Genomic DNA, 16,213 nt, shown 5'->3' with positions numbered 1-16,213 from the left:
TTTTTTTGCAGCCAAAGTAATTTCATTACCAGCAACTAGTAAGTGTATTTTTTATCCTGTTAGTGTGTTGTTTAACCAATAAATAATTAATGCCAACAAGCAATGAATGAATACCAGCAAACACAACTAACCATGATGAAAGCCCAGCTGTTAGATGATTAACCATTATCAAGCTAGCTAACATGATGACCAATGAATAATTTAATACTGTTTGTAATAATTGCTTAAATCTTAAGTGCTTCCAGTGACTCCATAGAACCAGCAACAATGTAGTTGAGGGCAAGACAAACAAAATACATTTAAATAAAGCAACGACTAACTGCGTATCGTTATAGGGTGGCTCAACCACTGCGCCAAACGAATGCCCTGAGTTAAGCGTTATTAAGGCAAGACCCAAAGCTGTAAGTATATTTTTATTTTTCATTTATAAACTCTATACCATCAAATTCATCAACAATCTAAGTTTCATAGCTAAAAATGGGTTATGCATGTGCGCTTATAAGCTCTTTGGCATTTGCTCTAGCCATTTTACTGATATTGTCACCGGCAAGTAGTCGGGCAATTTCATCAATACGGCCTTCTTTAGATAGCTTATTCATTTGAGTGTAGGTTTCGCCGTTTGCAATTTCTTTAGCTACAAAAAATTGCTGATGTCCAGAGCTTGCAACCTGCGGCAAGTGAGTTACACAAATAACTTGAGTTGATTTACCTAATTGGCGTAAAAGCTTGCCAACTGCAGACGCGGTTGGTCCAGAAATACCCACATCTACTTCATCGAAAATAAGAGTCGGCGTTGTAACACGCTGAGCAATAATGACCTGAATAGCTAAACTAATTCGCGATAACTCACCACCAGAAGCCACTTTAGACAGTGCTTGTAACGGTTGACCTGGGTTGGTAGATACTAAAAACGACACCGTATCAAAACCCATTGCACTTGGCGCTTTATCGCTAGTTTGTTGAATATCAATCGCAAACCTGCCGTTTTCCATTGATAAGTTAGCCATGCTATCACTAATTAATTGATTAAGCGTATCTGCGTATTTATGGCGGCTTTCACTTAACAGTTTTGCTGCTTGTTTATATTGTTCAAGGGCATTGTTAATTTCGCTTTCGAGAGCAACAAGGCGGTCGCTGTTATAACTAATTGATGCTAACTCTTCTGCGATTGACTGATGAAATTCTACCAGCTCTTCTGGTTTTATATGATGTTTTCGGGCAAGGTCCATAGCACCTGTTAAACGCGTTTCAACTTCGTCTAACCGGGCAGGGTCTAAATCAGTTACATCAACATAGCTGCGTATCTCGCGGCTAGCTTCTTCAACTTGAACGGCAGCTTCACTCAGTAATGATGCTATGCTAGATAAGTTTTCATCGTAGCTTGCCAGCTCTGTAAATTGTTGGGCGCTATGTTGCAGCAATGAACACGCACTTTGCTCATCACTTTCGTATAAGTGTTGTAGCTCACGTTGGCATGACTCTAAAATAGTCTGGCTATGGCTTAGTTTATGATGCTCAGCTTCAATCTCTTCGAACTCACCCGGTTGCAGGGCAAATTCATCAAGTTCAGCTACTTGATACTCCAGTAATTGCTTTTGAGCTGCTTGTTGCTGCTGTTGTTGTTCAAGTTGATTAAATTCTTTAATTAATGCTTGGTAGGCTTTAAAGCGCTCTTTAACATCAGCTAATAGCTGGTTGTGGCCGGCATATGCATCAAGCAGGTGCAACTGATGTTCAGCTTTTAATAAATGCTGATGGGCATGTTGCCCGTGAATAGAAATTAAATACTGACCTATCTCTTTTAATTGTGCAGCGGTAACTGAGCTGCCATTAATGTAGCTCTTGCTGCGGCCATTTTTGCAAATAACACGGCGTAGTAAACATTCGCCTTCACTGTTTGAGAGTAAATGTTGCTCTAAAAAGTGCTGGGCAAGAGGGAGTTGGCTAATATCAAATTGTGCACAAATTTCTGCACGATCCGTACCTGGGCGAACAGCACCTGCATCTGCACGCTCGCCTAAACATAATGACAGGGCATCAATTGCAATTGATTTACCTGCACCCGTTTCACCTGTAATAGCTGTCATACCATTGTGCCACTCAGTACTTAAATTACTTACAATGGCAAAGTTTTTAATTTCTAACCCGATTAACATACTGTTTATCCATCCAGTCAATTAACTGTTAATTTATACAGTGTTTTCGGGTTTTGCAAATTAAATTTTTAAGCTTTGCTTAATTCTGGCAGTTGATTTTCTTGGACTGATTCATTTGCAGCTTGCGTGCTCTGGGCTAGCGGCTGATCGTCCTGTAAATCGGTGGGGGGCTGATATTTAATTACTTCAATCAGCGATGGTAAGGCTTCTTGATAAAACGCTTTATTGTACTCGATGCCGTTGTTAGGCAATTCAGCCATAAAATACTGTAACCTGTCAGCGAGCTGATCAATTTCCTCAGGGCTTTGCGCTTTACTGGCTTCCATTATGATTGTGTTGATAAGCAAATCGCTAATGAATTCGAGGTAAGTGAGATTTTCTTCATTGTGCGCTTGCACTACAAAGTAATTGCTGGTGATCATATTTAGGCGCGAAATATTCTTAGGGCGGATAATTTTGCCTTCGCTAAAATCAATTAATTTATTTTTAAAGTCATTATTGATTTCTTTGACTCGTTGATTAAAACGTTTTTTTTCAGCTTCAATAGCTTTACGACGATTGCTCTCAACCACCCAGTAACAACCTAGTAAGGTGATAAGTAATAATAGAGCAAGAAAAACGATATAACTCATTTCGCCTTAGAATCCTTTAAAAAATACAGCTTTTAGTCTTATTATTTTGCGCTAATCAATACGCCTTGGCAATTAGCTTGAGATAAAAAAAGCCACTTAAAATAAGCGGCTTCCCCAATTTAATTTTTTTCTTAATACATTGTAGTAAGAGTATTCCTTTGGGTGAATCAAACGTAGACGCTTGTCAGCTTTTTTAATCACTACTTCGTCACCAGGTAATACAGCTAAAACTACGTGACTATCACAGCTGACTTGTAGGCTGTCGGTATTTTCGAGGCTAAGCTTTAAACGTACTTCATTGTCAGCGTCAACCACAAGAGGACGGCTTGATAATGTGTGCGGGAACATAGGAACTAATGAAATCGCATTCAGCTCAGGGGTTAAAATAGGCCCGCCGCCAGATAATGAATAGGCTGTTGAGCCAGTTGGTGTTGAAACGATTAATCCATCAGAGCGTTGAGAGAATACAAAGTCGTTATTAATAAAGGCCTCAAACTCGATCATATGCGCAACTTTATCAGCATGAAGTACCGCTTCATTCACTGCCAAGTTTGCACTTTTCAGTTCGGCATGGCGATATACTTCAACTTCAAGCAAGAAGCGTTTTTCCTCAAGGAACTGGCCACTTAACACTTGTTCTAGGCTCGCTTCAAAACCTTCTGGGTTTAAGTCAGTTAAAAAGCCTAAGTTGCCACGGTTTACGCCAATCACAGCGACATCAAAACGCGCTAATACTCGAGCTGCGCCAAGCATATTGCCATCACCACCGACGACTATGGCTAAGTCTGCTCGTTCACCTAAATCTACCAATTTAACTAGGTTTTCTTGAGGAAGGTCTTCAAGTTGACGGCCAGTGCGCTGTTCTACTAGCACTTCGAAACCCAAGGCTCGCAAAAATGTGTGCAGGCGAGCAAGTGTGGCAGCTGCCCCGCTGTGATTAGGTTTGCCAATTAAACCTATGGTTTTAAACGGTGAATCCATGTTATTTGCACTTAAACTTTCATATCGATAGATTACATTAAAAATTAATGCTTTGAAAATAACTTGAAATAAACTTGCTGCGCCCAAATATCCACTGGCAAGAAGCAAGATGTATGAATTATGAAATTAAATCCGCGCGACCAACAAATTTTTTCAGCTGTGATGAGCCTTTACTGTAACGGGGAAGGTCAGCCTGTAGCCTCAACTCGTATTGCCAAACAAAAAGGCATGGCGGTATGTTCAGCTACAGTGCGTAATGCTATGGCACGGCTAGAAAAAGTGGGCTTACTCTATTCGCCGCATACTTCTGCTGGCCGCGTACCAACCAATGCCGGTTTTGATTATTGGCTTGATGAGTTTTTTGCTCTACCTGAAATCGCACCATATTGGCAGCCTGAGCAAGCACAATTAGTCGAGCTTGCCCATGGTTTGAGTCAGCGCTATAAAGTGTGTTGTTGTGTGGGCTTACCTCAAGTCAGCTCACAGTTGGTCTTTCGAGTAGAGGTACTTGATTTTGATGGTAGCAATTGGCTAATTCTACTAATAGATAGAGCAGGGCAAAGCCATAACATTTGCATTACCAAACCTGAAGATTCATCTGATGCCGTTCGTTACCAGTTTGCTACTTGGCTTAATACAGTGTTTAGTCAGCAAACCTTAATGGAAGGCTTATATCGTATGCAGGCAATGGCAGGCACGGCACCAAATAATTGCCATGACTCACTAACACAATGGACGCGACAATTAAGCCAAAAGCTTGGTTCAGACAACAGTATTGTGGTCGGTGAAAACTACCTTTACCGCCAAGTTGATTGTCAAACCAGTTTAAATATAGGTGTATCGTTTTTAAATTTTGTTGAAGATAAACTTGCATTTAAAAATGGTGTATCGGTATTAAACACAGAACAATTGCCATTTACAGATTGTAATGAGTTGATGGTGATCAGCGTTCCTTATTTTAATAACCATGAATACCAGAGCCGATTTTGCGTAATTTGTCCAAAATCAGCGCAAATAGAAGCAATCATCCAAGAATTTAAGTTAATCGGCTCATCAGCCTCTTGAATCTTTTAATTCAATCCCCATAATTACCGCAGTTGTAAAGAATTGGAGCATGTAAGCTATGTCTGAGCAGACAAAATCACCAGAGCAAGAAGTTGAACTAAACGAAGAATTTGAACAAATGCAAGCTGAAGTAGAAGCTGCAGAAAAAGCAACTGAACAAGTTGACGGCGAAGAAATGAGCCCTGAAGCTGAAATCGCTTTACTACACAGCGAATTAGAAGCGGCTAAACAAACGATTAACGATCAAAAAGACAGTGTTGTTCGTGCTGCTGCAGATGTTGAGAACATGCGTCGTCGTGCCGCTCAAGATGTAGAAAAAGCGCATAAGTTTGCACTTGAAAAGTTTGCTAACGAATTATTACCAGTTATCGATAACCTAGAACGTGCGATTGAGTTTTCTGATAAAGAAAATGAGCAGCTTAAGCCTGTACTTGAAGGTATCGAAATGACTGTTAAGAGCTTTAATGATGCGGTATCAAAATTCGGTGTTGAAATTGTTAACCCACAGGGTGAACAATTTAACCCTGAATTCCATCAAGCAATGTCAATTCAACCAAGCAATGATGTAGCACCTAATACTGTTCTTGCAGTAATGCAAAAAGGCTATACATTAAACGGCCGTTTATTACGCCCTGCAATGGTTATGGTATCAAAAGAAGCTGAATAAGCTTTAAAGAAAAATAAAAAATGCCTGTTAATCACAGGCATTTTTTTTGTCCAATTTTCGATGCCAAAGCTGCACGAGTAAGATAAGTATCAGTGCGCTGAACATCATCGCAGAAAATGGAATCGCACTTTGTGGGTGAACAAATGCAAGGATAGGCCCAACGAGAGCGCCACTGCCGAATCTCAGGGTACCAATAACAGCTGTTGCAGTGCCTGATTTTTCCTCAAATTGCATCAGTATCAATGAGTCCGCATTACTCGCTATAATACCTAAGCTCATCATCAGTGGTGCGATGCTTGCTACGATAAAATACAGTGATAAATGCATCACACTGAATAATAACAATGCCCCACCAGACACAAAGCCAATGCTAAGGCCAATAAACAACAGTTTACGAGAACCCAAGCGCCGCACTAAACGTGTATTCATAAAGTTACCGAACATTAAAGCCAACACGTTAAAGGCGAATAACACACCGAACAATTGCTCATCTACTTTGAAGAAATCGAGGTATACATAAGGTACCGATGTTAAAAAGCAAAAGAATGCGAATGAGGCAAACATTGAGCTGGCAATATCGGCAAGGGCACTACGACGAGAAAATACCGTTTTATAGCTATTAAAGAACAATGCCAAGCCACGTTGCTGACTCTTAAAAATTGGAATATCGATTAAATGAATTTGCACCAAGGCTAAAATAGCAAAACTGTAGGCCGCCAATGCAATAAAAATAACCTGCCATGTCGAAATACCCATGATCAATGAGCCTAGAGTAGGAGCAATTAACGGGGCAACCATCATGATCATCGAGACGTAAGACATGCCTTTGGCTGTGTTCTCTCGGTAAATGTGGCGAATAATACCCGGCACTACAACGGTTGCAGCGGCACCTGTGAATGCTTGCACAGCTCTTAAAGACCAAAATAATTCGATGTTAGTACAAAATGCAAGTGCTAATGAGCTAATACCAAATAGCGCTAAACCCACCTTAGCGAGTAATCGCCTGCCAAGTTCATCGGCAATCGGGCCAAAAAAAAGCATGCCAAGAGCATAACCTGCTAAATAAATGCTGAGTGATATTTGCACATTTGGCATGGTTGTTTGCAAGTCGTTGGCAATCACCAACATCGCTGGTAAATATAGATCAATTGCCAAAGGCGTAATCGCGACAATACTTGCCAGTAAAGGTAATAAAATGCGTTTATTTAAAGTCTCAGGGGAAGGCATTGTTTACTCATTCATCAAATAGTAGGTCACTATTGTAGCAGTGTGAGTCACTGTGGTGAACTTAGTTTGCCTGCTAAGTAAAAGAATTAACTAAATGGTAACAACTGAGTGGGTGATTGTTCATTTTCATATAAAATTAAGCAATGCTTTGCTATATTAGCCTCAATTACACAAAGTATTTGAAGGACTAGTATGAAAAAGTTAATCATGGCAGTGTTAGCCACCGCTGTTTTAGCTGGCTGTAAAACCTCTCCTACGGGACGTACCCAAATCGCACTTTATTCAGATCAACAAATGAGCCAAATGGGTCAAGCAAGCTTTGCTGAAATGAAAAAAACACAGCCTGTTAATACTGATCCAGGTGTCAATGCTTATGTAAAGTGTATTGCCGATGATGTTATTGCGGTTTTACCTAACGAGTATGCCAAGCAGTCTTGGGAAGTTGTTGTATTTGAAGAAGATTCAGCAAATGCATTTGCATTACCGGGGGGGTATATTGGTGTTCATACAGGTTTATTAAAAGTCGCTGTAAACCAAGACCAATTGGCTACAGTACTAGGTCACGAAGTTGCACATGTTATTGCTGAGCATTCTAATGAGCGTGTATCACAAAACGCACTGTTACAAACAGGACTACAAGTTGGTGGTGCAGCACTTGATATGGGTAATGTTCAATATCGTGGCGAAATTATGCAAGCCTTAGGCTTAGGCGCACAGTATGGTGTTGTTTTACCATTTAGCCGCTCACATGAATCAGAAGCGGATATTGTTGGCTTAGATTTAATGGCAAAAGCAGGGTTTAACCCAGAGCAATCAGTTTCGCTTTGGCAAAATATGAGTGCAGCTGGCAGTAGCGGTACACCTGAGTTTATGTCGACTCACCCAGCACCGGGTAACCGCATCAAAGAGCTTCAAAAGCATATGTCGGAAGCATTAAAAGCCCAACAAGCGGCGCGAGCAAAGGGTAAAACCCCGCAGTGTAAACTGTAAAGAATATCTATAGAAATTAAAAAAGCCTGTACTCAGTGATGACTACAGGCTTTAATTTTTTCAGCTTTCAGCTTATTAGAACGTCCACTCAACGTGAAGTTGTGGTACTGATTCAGTTGTGTCTGTACCTAGCTTGTTGTGCCAGTATTGCCACTCAAGGCCTAGCAGTAAGGTGTTTTCTTTCATGCTCATTGCGTGACCTAAATCCCACGTAATGATTGGCTGCGCTAAAATCCACGCTTTAACCTCTTCGCCAAATTCATTTTCACGCTCTGCAATGTATTCAACATGGCCTGTTACGTTGAACTTTTGTGAGCCAATAGTGAATGGGTAGCCCCAAGCAACATCAATCATCCAGCTGTTCGTTTCAGTTGGAGCACCACCGCGTGCTACACCTTCACTGTCATCGATGTAAGCGGTAAATAAAGTAGATAAAAAGCTAAAGCCAGGTGCTTGCCAGCTTAGTTTTACACCCGGTAAATACTTAAGAACTTTCGAATCGCCTGCGGCATTAAAACCTGCCGTTAAACCTACATCAGTAATTGCGCCGTATGAGAAATCACTGCCAGAGATTTTTGATAAGCTGAATGTTGAATACCATTCGCCGTAAAAGTCTTTATCTTGATAACCATCTTGACGGTCGTCATTGCTGTAATCAATAAAAAAGAAGTTGTCGCCATAGTCATAACCAGACGCATGTTGTAGTGATACAACCGTGGTGTTTGACTTAGTCAATGAAAACGGGTTTTTGTGTTCACCGTTATTAACGTGTAATTGCGTAGAGCTCCAATTAGCGGCATAGCTCGAAGTACTTACTGCACAAAGCGCAGCAACAGAAAGGATCTTTTTCAAGTTCATATCTCAATATTGATGGTGTAAAGGGGGATACAAACGAAAGATTATAGCAGATACGCCCATATTTGGGCGTATCGAGAGAAAAAATTATTTAACTTATGCTTTATTTCGGCGTAAGCAAATTACTGCAACGGCAGTAAAGGCAAGAATAAAGCAGTAATAAGAAGAGGTAGAGACTTCCCATGGGCTAATTTTGAAGGTTGCGCCCAGTAGAAGTGCTTGTGCGCCATACGGCAATGAGCCTTGCGTAACACAAGCAAAAATATCAAGTAAGCTTGCTGAACGCTTTCCTGTAATTTCACCATCATCCGCTAATTTTTTAGCAATCGGGCCTGCAACTATAATAGACACGGTATTATTAGCGATGCATAAGTTACTGGTCATAACCAGTGCTGCAATCCCTAATTGATCCGCAACTTTACGATGCCATTTTGCAACGATTTTTGTAATTGCTTGAATTTTGTTAGCAATATAATCAAGACCACCATTAATACGGATAAACTCTGAAAGGCCACCAATAAACATCGATAGCAAGAAGATTTCCTGCATATCAGTAAAGCCTTTATAAATATCTTTAACAAAGCTTGCACCTTCATAGCTGCCAGTAAAGCCCATGAGTGCGGCAAAGATAATACCACTAAACAGCACCACGAATACGTTAAAGCCCATTACCGCGAGTATTAAGATAAATGCATAAGGTAACACTAATAAAATATCGAAGTCTTGTGTCTCTACAGCTTCTGCAGCAGGGGTTAAGAAGAATAATAAGCCGATAGTTAATGCCGCAGCAGGTAAGGCGATTTTTAAGTTCTCACGGAATTTATCCTTCATTTCACAGCCTTGCGTGCGGGTTGCAGCAATAGTTGTGTCAGAGATGATTGATAAGTTATCACCAAACATGGCACCCGATACAATCGTGCCTGCCATCAGAGATGGATCAATGCCTGTTTTTTGGGCGACGGCATAAGCAATCGGGCCAATCGCACCGATAGTACCCATAGAAGTGCCCATCGCAGTCGACACAACCGCAGCGATTAGAAATAACCCAGGTAGTAACAGAGCAGGTGGAATAAGTGATAAGCCCGCATTAACAACGGCATCAACACCACCGGTTGCACCAGCAACCGCAGAAAACGCACCGGCAAGCAAATAAATCAAACACATAGTGATGATGTTGCTATGGCCAGCACCTTTAATAAAGGTTTCAACACTGTGGTTGATGGTATTTTTATTTAAGATAAACGCCAGCATGATGGCAGGTAAAATTGCCACAGGAGCAGGCAATTGATAGAAGGCGTAATCGACACCTTGAGACTGTAAGTATAAGCCAGCGCCTAAAAATAAGCCGACAAACACCAAAAGCGGCAGCAAAGAAAGTTTTGCTTTTGTTTTATTAAATGATGGCTGCATCATATTCCTCGTTAGATAACCAATAACACAGCCAAACACTTCTTTTAGCTGTATTTAGTTGTGTCTAAAAGACAACAACAGCGCCCGCAAGCCAAAGACCAAATCGGCGCAAAGGAAGAAGTTTAAATGTATAGATGGCTAAATGCAAAGACTATCTGTTATTATTGTTGTTCTATTAATAAATCTAAAATTAGCTCTGTATTTTTTATAAGCTAACCTGACTATTACATGAGTTTTCGATAAAATCCAGCCAGCTAAGAAGAATAGATAAGGTAACTATATGAACCGCATAGGTGTATTTGGCGCAAACGGCCGCATGGGACTTGCACTTTTAGAAGCAGTCTCAAAAAAAGATGACGCAACATTAACGGGCGCGTACGTACGCGAAAACTCACCACTTTTAGATAGTGCGGTTAATCAATTAAACAGCGCTGCATCAGCAGATGTATCATTTAGTAAAGAAACAGACGTAAAAGATGCAGATGTATTGATAGATTTCACCTTACCTCAAGGAATGCGCAACCACCTGCAAACAGCGGTCGAAAAAAATATCGCCATGGTAATTGGTACTACGGGCCTTAACCAAGATGATCTTGATGCGCTTAATGATGCCGCGAAACACATTCCGATTGTTTTTGCCCGCAACTATAGCGTAGGTGTGAATTTACTGCTTAACTTAGTGCAGACTGCGGCTGTGAAGTTTGGCGATGATATGGATATCGAAATATTTGAGGCCCACCATCGTCACAAAATCGATGCGCCATCAGGAACTGCATTGGCAATTGGTGAAGCGATTGCTGAGGCAAAAGGCTGGCAGCATGATGAAGTCGCGCGTTTTGATAGAAGCAATGACGAACACGCAAAATCGCAAAATGAAATCGGTTATTCAGTCATGAGAGGCGGAGATATAGTAGGTGAACACACCGCATATTTCGCAACTTCTGGCGAAAGGCTAGAATTAACTCATAAAGCAAGTTCAAGAATGACCTTCGCATTAGGTGCTGTAAGAGCTGCGGGCTGGTTGAAAAATAAACCAGCTGGACTTTATGACATGCAAGATGTGCTTGACTTGAAGTAGTTTAGTTTCTTTTTTGGCAGTTTCAGTGAATTTTTAGTTAATAACGCTTATTTTTACTAATTTATTAATTAAGATTAGATCTGAATGCTAATTTACTGTAGAATAGCGCCAATTTGCCAAAAATTCATAAATGCGTGTTTCCAATCGCTATAAACGGGCAGTAGAGCAAATGACTTTACTCCCGTTTTTTACTGTTAGGAGGTTAACTTGACTAAATCCGCTCTGTTAGTCCTAGAAGACGGCACAGTGTTTCGCGGTACTGCAATCGGCGCTGACGGCATGTCAGTCGGTGAAGTAGTATTCAATACGTCTATGACTGGTTATCAAGAAATTTTGACTGACCCTTCATACGCGGAACAAATCGTAACTTTGACGTACCCACATATCGGTAATACGGGTACTAACAGCGAAGACGAAGAAGCGGGTCAAATCTGGGCTAAAGGCCTAGTGATCCGTGATTTGCCACTGCTAGCAAGTAATTTCCGTAACGAGCAATCGTTAAGTGATTACTTAAAAGAACGCAATATCTTAGGTATTGCCGACATCGACACTCGTAAATTAACACGTATCTTACGTGATAAAGGCGCTCAAAACGGTTGTATCATTGCAGGCGACGAGTTAGATGAGAATAAAGCGCTTGAAGCTGCGCAAGCCTTCCCAGGCTTAAAAGGCATGGATTTAGCAAAAGTTGTCTCAACCAAGGAAAATTTTGAGTGGCGCGAATCAAGCTGGACGTTAGGTTCAGGCTTTAAAACGCTAGAAGCAGCAGACGAGAAGTTCCACGTTGTTGCTTATGACTTTGGTGTTAAACGTAATATCTTACGTATGTTAGTTGACCGCGGTTGTAAATTAACCGTTGTTCCTGCACAAACATCTGCAGAAGACGTACTGGCATTAAACCCAGACGGTATCTTCTTATCAAATGGCCCAGGCGACCCTGAGCCGTGTACTTACGCGATTGAAGCAATTAAAACTTTCCTAGAAACAGACACGCCAATCTTTGGTATCTGTTTAGGTCACCAATTACTTGCACTTGCTTCAGGTGCACAAACGGTGAAAATGAAGTTTGGTCACCACGGTGGTAACCACCCAGTTAAAGACCTTGACCGCAATGTTGTAATGATCACAGCGCAAAACCACGGTTTCGCAGCTGACGAAGCAACATTACCAGCGAATTTACGTGCAACTCACGTTTCTTTATTCGATGGCACGCTACAAGGTATTCACCGCACAGATAAGCCTGCATTTAGCTTCCAAGGTCACCCTGAAGCAAGCCCAGGTCCACATGATGCGGCGCCATTATTTGACCACTTCATCGACCTGATGCAAGCACGTTCTAACTAATTTAACCGGAGTAACAATGCCAAAACGTACCGACATAAAAAGCATTCTTATCTTAGGCGCGGGCCCGATCGTAATCGGTCAAGCTTGTGAATTTGACTACTCTGGTGCACAAGCGTGTAAAGCACTACGAGAAGAAGGCTTTCGAGTAATTCTTGTAAACTCGAACCCTGCAACTATCATGACTGACCCTGAAATGGCGGATGCGACGTACATCGAACCAATTCACTGGGAAGTGGTAGAGAAAATCATTGAAAAAGAAAAGCCAGATGCAGTACTACCTACTATGGGTGGTCAAACAGCATTAAACTGTGCGCTTGATTTAGACAAGCACGGTGTACTGGCAAAACATGGTGTTGAGCTAATCGGTGCAACTGCTGATGCAATCGATAAAGCTGAAAACCGTGAGCGTTTTGACGTAGCAATGAAGAACATTGGCCTTGAGTGTCCACGTGCAGAAATCGCTCACTCAATGGAAGAAGCACACGATGTACTTAGCCGTATCGGTTTCCCATGTATCATTCGTCCATCATTCACTATGGGTGGTACCGGTGGTGGTGTTGCATACAACCAAGAAGAATTTGATGAAATTTGTGAGCGTGGTTTAGATTTATCACCAACAAATGAACTTTTAATCGATGAATCATTAATCGGTTGGAAAGAGTACGAAATGGAAGTTGTTCGTGACAAAAACGACAACTGTATCATCGTATGTTCTATCGAAAACTTTGATCCTATGGGTGTTCACACGGGTGACTCAATCACGGTTGCACCAGCGCAAACACTAACTGATAAAGAATACCAAATCATGCGTAATGCATCGATGGCGGTACTTCGTGAAATCGGTGTTGAAACAGGTGGTTCAAACGTACAGTTTGGTGTGAATCCAGTTGATGGCCGTATGGTTATCATCGAGATGAACCCACGTGTATCGCGTTCTTCAGCACTAGCATCAAAAGCAACCGGTTTCCCAATTGCGAAAATCGCTGCAAAACTAGCAGTAGGTTACACCCTTGATGAGCTACAAAACGACATCACTGGCGGTAAAACACCAGCGTCTTTCGAGCCGTCAATTGACTACGTTGTTACTAAGATCCCACGTTTTAACTTCGAAAAATTCGCAGGTTCGAACGACCGTCTTACAACACAGATGAAGTCTGTGGGTGAAGTTATGGCAATTGGTCGTAACCAACAAGAGTCGCTACATAAAGCATTACGTGGTCTTGAAGTTGGTGCAACGGGCTTTAACCCAATTGTTGCCCTTGATGATCCGAAAGCAAAAGAAAAAATCATCCGTGAATTACGTGAGCCAGGTGCTGAGCGTATTTGGTACGTTGCTGATGCAATGCGTCACGGTATGAGCGTAGAAGACGTATTCGAATTAACTAAGATTGACCCTTGGTACCTAGTTCAAATCGAAGACATCTTAAAAGACGAAGCAACAATCAGCGAAGTAGGTATGGCTGGTTTAAATGCTGAGTTTTTACGCAAGCTTAAGCGTAAAGGTTTTGCTGATGCGCGTATCGCTGAAATTGCCGGTGTTTCTGAAGCCGAAATTCGTAAGAAACGTCACCAGTTAGCTATCGTGCCTGTATATAAGCGTGTTGATACCTGTGCTGCAGAGTTTAGTTCAGATACAGCTTACATGTACTCATCTTATGATGAAGAATGTGAAGCGAATCCATCTGACAAAGATAAAATCATGGTAATCGGTGGTGGTCCTAACCGTATCGGTCAAGGTATCGAATTCGATTACTGTTGTGTTCACGCAGCATTAGCTTTACGTGAAGACGGCTATGAAACAATCATGGTTAACTGTAACCCTGAAACTGTTTCAACTGACTACGATACATCTGATCGCTTATTCTTCGAGCCAATCACGCTTGAAGATGTATTAGAAATCGTACGTGTTGAAAAGCCAAAAGGTGTTATCGTTCAGTACGGTGGTCAAACACCACTGAAACTTGCTCGTGAGCTTGAAGCGAATGGCGTGCCAGTTATTGGTACTTCACCAGATGCAATCGACCGTGCAGAAGACCGTGAGCGTTTCCAACAGCTTGTTGAGCGTCTAAACCTTCTTCAACCAGAGAATGCAACGGTTACTTCTTTAGAAGAAGCGATTGTTAAGTCTGCTGAAATTGGCTTCCCACTGGTTGTACGTCCTTCGTACGTACTAGGTGGTCGCGCGATGGAAGTGGTTTATGATGAAGACGATTTACGTCGTTACATGACTGAAGCAGTATCAGCGTCAAATGAAGCGCCAGTACTACTTGACCACTTCTTAGATAACGCAATCGAAGTTGACGTTGACGCTATCTGTGACGGTGAGCAAGTAATCATTGGTGGTATCATGGAGCACATTGAGCAAGCAGGTGTTCACTCAGGTGACTCAGCGTGTTCATTACCGGCTCACTCACTAACAGCTGAAGTACAAGACGTAATGCGTAAGCAAGTGACAGATATGGCACTAGAGCTTGGCGTTGTAGGTCTGATGAATACACAGTTTGCTGTGAAAGACGGTAAAGTTTACTTAATCGAAGTAAACCCACGTGCTGCGCGTACAGTACCGTTTGTTTCAAAAGCGACAGGTATCGCACTTGCTAAAGTAGCGGCACGTTGTATGGCAGGTCAGTCGCTAGCAAGCCAAGGTATTACAAAAGAAGTAATCCCTCCTTACTACAGCGTAAAAGAAGTGGTACTGCCATTTGCTAAGTTCCAAGGTGTTGACCCAATTCGTGGCCCAGAAATGCGCTCAACGGGTGAAGTTATGGGTGTTGGTGAAACTTTCGCCGAAGCATTCGCAAAAGCACAATTAGGTGCAAGCAACACTTTACCACGCGGTGGTCGCGCGTTACTATCGGTACGCAACAGTGACAAACCACGTATCGTTGAACTAGCTAAAACCATGACTGATCTTGGTTTTGAGCTAGATGCAACAGGTGGCACTGCAAAAGCACTTGAAGAAGCTGGCATTGCAGTTCGTCGCGTGAACAAAGTATACGAAGGTCGTCCTCATATTCTTGATAGAATTAAAAATGGTGAATACAGCTACATTGTAAACACTACTGAAGGCCGCCAAGCGATTGAAGATTCGAAGGTGTTACGTCGTGGTGCGTTACAGCATAAGACTAACTACACAACGACTCTGAACGCGGCATTTGCTAACTGTACTGCAAACCAAGCAGATGACCGTAGCAAGGTGACGTCAGTTCAGGAACTACACCAGCGAATGAACTAAGGAAATGTGCCAAGGGCGAGGCAATCGCTCTTGGGATTAAGTGAGAATAATATGCAATCAATTCCGATGACAGTTCGTGGTGCAGCATTACTGCGCGAAGAACTTAACGAATTAAAAACAGTTACCCGTCCAAAAATCGTTGCTGATATCGCTGAAGCACGTGAGCACGGTGATTTGAAAGAAAACGCTGAATACCACGCTGCTCGTGAGCAACAAGGTTTCTGCGAAGGCCGTATTCAAGAAATTGAAGCGAAGCTTTCAAATGTGCAAATCATTGATGTAACTAAAATGCCTAACACAGGTAAAGTTATTTTTGGCACAACGGTCACTATCGTTAATGTTGAAACCGATGCTGAAGTAAAATACCAAATCGTAGGCGATGACGAAGCAGATATCAAAAACAACCTGATCTCTGTTAACTCACCAATCGCGCGTGGTTTAATTGGTAAAGAGGTAGATGATGCCGTTATCATTAAAACGCCAAACGGTGAAGTAGAGTACGAAATCATTGAAGTTGAGTATATTTAGTAGCTTAACCAAGCATTGAGAAAAACCGCAGTTCACACTGCGGTT

The 16,213-nt window shown here is 41.8% G+C and carries 14 protein-coding genes; 7 read left to right on the top strand and 7 right to left on the bottom strand.

Annotated features, from left to right (window positions below; all coding sequences use genetic code 11):
* Positions 1-25: 25 nt before the first annotated feature.
* From IRQ78_RS05715 to nadK, 4 genes are all read right to left on the bottom strand, one after another.
* A complete protein-coding gene (locus IRQ78_RS05715) occupies positions 26-424 on the bottom strand; it encodes a hypothetical protein (protein WP_054551519.1) in 399 nt (132 codons plus the stop codon).
* A 58-nt stretch (positions 425-482) separates the two neighbouring features.
* Positions 483-2,156, bottom strand: coding sequence for a DNA repair protein RecN (recN, locus tag IRQ78_RS05710; protein ID WP_194441585.1), 1,674 nt, complete (start codon positions 2,154-2,156; stop codon positions 483-485).
* Between the two features lie 68 nt (positions 2,157-2,224).
* The gene (locus tag IRQ78_RS05705) at positions 2,225-2,788 is read right to left on the bottom strand and encodes a hypothetical protein (RefSeq protein WP_194441584.1); all 564 of its coding nucleotides are present in this window, start codon (positions 2,786-2,788) and stop codon (positions 2,225-2,227) included.
* 96 nt (positions 2,789-2,884) lie between these two features.
* Positions 2,885-3,769 (bottom strand): NAD(+) kinase, encoded by an 885-nt coding sequence (gene nadK / locus IRQ78_RS05700; RefSeq protein ID WP_166340406.1) that lies wholly within the window; start codon positions 3,767-3,769, stop codon positions 2,885-2,887.
* Positions 3,770-3,889: 120 nt separating this feature from the next.
* Between nadK and IRQ78_RS05695 the strand changes: the two genes are divergently transcribed.
* Both IRQ78_RS05695 and grpE read left to right on the top strand, forming a co-directional pair.
* Positions 3,890-4,834 (top strand): HrcA family transcriptional regulator, encoded by a 945-nt coding sequence (locus IRQ78_RS05695; RefSeq protein WP_054551516.1) that lies wholly within the window; start codon positions 3,890-3,892, stop codon positions 4,832-4,834.
* 58 nt (positions 4,835-4,892) lie between these two features.
* Positions 4,893-5,501: a nucleotide exchange factor GrpE gene (grpE, locus tag IRQ78_RS05690; RefSeq protein WP_194441583.1), complete on the top strand. Its 609-nt coding sequence runs from the start codon at positions 4,893-4,895 to the stop codon at positions 5,499-5,501.
* Positions 5,502-5,528: 27 nt separating this feature from the next.
* Here the strand turns inward: grpE and IRQ78_RS05685 are convergent, their stop codons facing one another.
* Entirely contained in the window at positions 5,529-6,728 is a 1,200-nt protein-coding gene (locus tag IRQ78_RS05685) for a Bcr/CflA family efflux MFS transporter (RefSeq protein WP_194441582.1), read from the bottom strand.
* A gap of 192 nt (positions 6,729-6,920) precedes the next feature.
* Here IRQ78_RS05685 and IRQ78_RS05680 point away from each other — a divergent pair, with 192 nt between their 5' ends.
* A complete protein-coding gene (locus IRQ78_RS05680) occupies positions 6,921-7,718 on the top strand; it encodes a M48 family metallopeptidase (RefSeq protein WP_054551513.1) in 798 nt (265 codons plus the stop codon).
* A gap of 75 nt (positions 7,719-7,793) precedes the next feature.
* Here the strand turns inward: IRQ78_RS05680 and IRQ78_RS05675 are convergent, their stop codons facing one another.
* Both IRQ78_RS05675 and IRQ78_RS05670 read right to left on the bottom strand, forming a co-directional pair.
* Positions 7,794-8,576 carry an outer membrane protein OmpK gene (locus IRQ78_RS05675; RefSeq protein ID WP_194441581.1) on the bottom strand — a complete coding sequence of 261 codons (783 nt, stop codon included), beginning with the start codon at positions 8,574-8,576 and terminating at the stop codon, positions 7,794-7,796.
* Between the two features lie 93 nt (positions 8,577-8,669).
* On the bottom strand, positions 8,670-9,983 hold the full coding sequence (locus tag IRQ78_RS05670) for a Na+/H+ antiporter NhaC family protein (RefSeq protein ID WP_194441728.1): 1,314 nt from the start codon (positions 9,981-9,983) through the stop codon (positions 8,670-8,672).
* A gap of 280 nt (positions 9,984-10,263) precedes the next feature.
* On the opposite strand from IRQ78_RS05670, the gene dapB reads away from it, so the two are divergent.
* The 4 genes from dapB to greA all read left to right on the top strand — a co-directional run bounded on the left by dapB (position 10,264) and on the right by greA (position 16,168).
* Positions 10,264-11,061 carry a 4-hydroxy-tetrahydrodipicolinate reductase gene (gene dapB, locus IRQ78_RS05665; RefSeq protein WP_138600475.1) on the top strand — a complete coding sequence of 266 codons (798 nt, stop codon included), beginning with the start codon at positions 10,264-10,266 and terminating at the stop codon, positions 11,059-11,061.
* A gap of 207 nt (positions 11,062-11,268) precedes the next feature.
* The gene (gene carA, locus IRQ78_RS05660; protein ID WP_055020805.1) at positions 11,269-12,405 is read left to right on the top strand and encodes a glutamine-hydrolyzing carbamoyl-phosphate synthase small subunit; all 1,137 of its coding nucleotides are present in this window, start codon (positions 11,269-11,271) and stop codon (positions 12,403-12,405) included.
* A 16-nt stretch (positions 12,406-12,421) separates the two neighbouring features.
* Positions 12,422-15,640: a carbamoyl-phosphate synthase large subunit gene (gene carB, locus IRQ78_RS05655; RefSeq protein WP_054551508.1), complete on the top strand. Its 3,219-nt coding sequence runs from the start codon at positions 12,422-12,424 to the stop codon at positions 15,638-15,640.
* A 51-nt stretch (positions 15,641-15,691) separates the two neighbouring features.
* A complete protein-coding gene (gene greA, locus IRQ78_RS05650; protein ID WP_054551507.1) occupies positions 15,692-16,168 on the top strand; it encodes a transcription elongation factor GreA in 477 nt (158 codons plus the stop codon).
* The last annotated feature ends 45 nt before the right edge of the window (positions 16,169-16,213 follow it).

It is taken from the genome of Pseudoalteromonas simplex (genome assembly GCF_015278155.1).
Lineage (GTDB): Bacteria > Pseudomonadota > Gammaproteobacteria > Enterobacterales > Alteromonadaceae > Pseudoalteromonas > Pseudoalteromonas simplex.
This window is presented reverse-complemented; position numbering and strand designations above follow the sequence as displayed.

Excerpts from the sequence above, each read along its gene's own strand:
- IRQ78_RS05715 (WP_054551519.1), bottom strand. The coding sequence starts at position 424 with ATGAAAAATAAAAATATACTTACAGCTTTGGGTCTTGCCTTAATAACG.
- recN (WP_194441585.1), bottom strand. The coding sequence starts at position 2,156 with ATGTTAATCGGGTTAGAAATTAAAAACTTTGCCATTGTAAGTAATTTA.
- IRQ78_RS05705 (WP_194441584.1), bottom strand. The coding sequence starts at position 2,788 with ATGAGTTATATCGTTTTTCTTGCTCTATTATTACTTATCACCTTACTA.
- nadK (WP_166340406.1), bottom strand. The coding sequence starts at position 3,769 with ATGGATTCACCGTTTAAAACCATAGGTTTAATTGGCAAACCTAATCAC.
- IRQ78_RS05695 (WP_054551516.1), top strand. The coding sequence starts at position 3,890 with ATGAAATTAAATCCGCGCGACCAACAAATTTTTTCAGCTGTGATGAGC.
- grpE (WP_194441583.1), top strand. The coding sequence starts at position 4,893 with ATGTCTGAGCAGACAAAATCACCAGAGCAAGAAGTTGAACTAAACGAA.
- IRQ78_RS05685 (WP_194441582.1), bottom strand. The coding sequence starts at position 6,728 with ATGCCTTCCCCTGAGACTTTAAATAAACGCATTTTATTACCTTTACTG.
- IRQ78_RS05680 (WP_054551513.1), top strand. The coding sequence starts at position 6,921 with ATGAAAAAGTTAATCATGGCAGTGTTAGCCACCGCTGTTTTAGCTGGC.
- IRQ78_RS05675 (WP_194441581.1), bottom strand. The coding sequence starts at position 8,576 with ATGAACTTGAAAAAGATCCTTTCTGTTGCTGCGCTTTGTGCAGTAAGT.
- IRQ78_RS05670 (WP_194441728.1), bottom strand. The coding sequence starts at position 9,983 with ATGCAGCCATCATTTAATAAAACAAAAGCAAAACTTTCTTTGCTGCCG.
- dapB (WP_138600475.1), top strand. The coding sequence starts at position 10,264 with ATGAACCGCATAGGTGTATTTGGCGCAAACGGCCGCATGGGACTTGCA.
- carB (WP_054551508.1), top strand. The coding sequence starts at position 12,422 with ATGCCAAAACGTACCGACATAAAAAGCATTCTTATCTTAGGCGCGGGC.
- greA (WP_054551507.1), top strand. The coding sequence starts at position 15,692 with ATGCAATCAATTCCGATGACAGTTCGTGGTGCAGCATTACTGCGCGAA.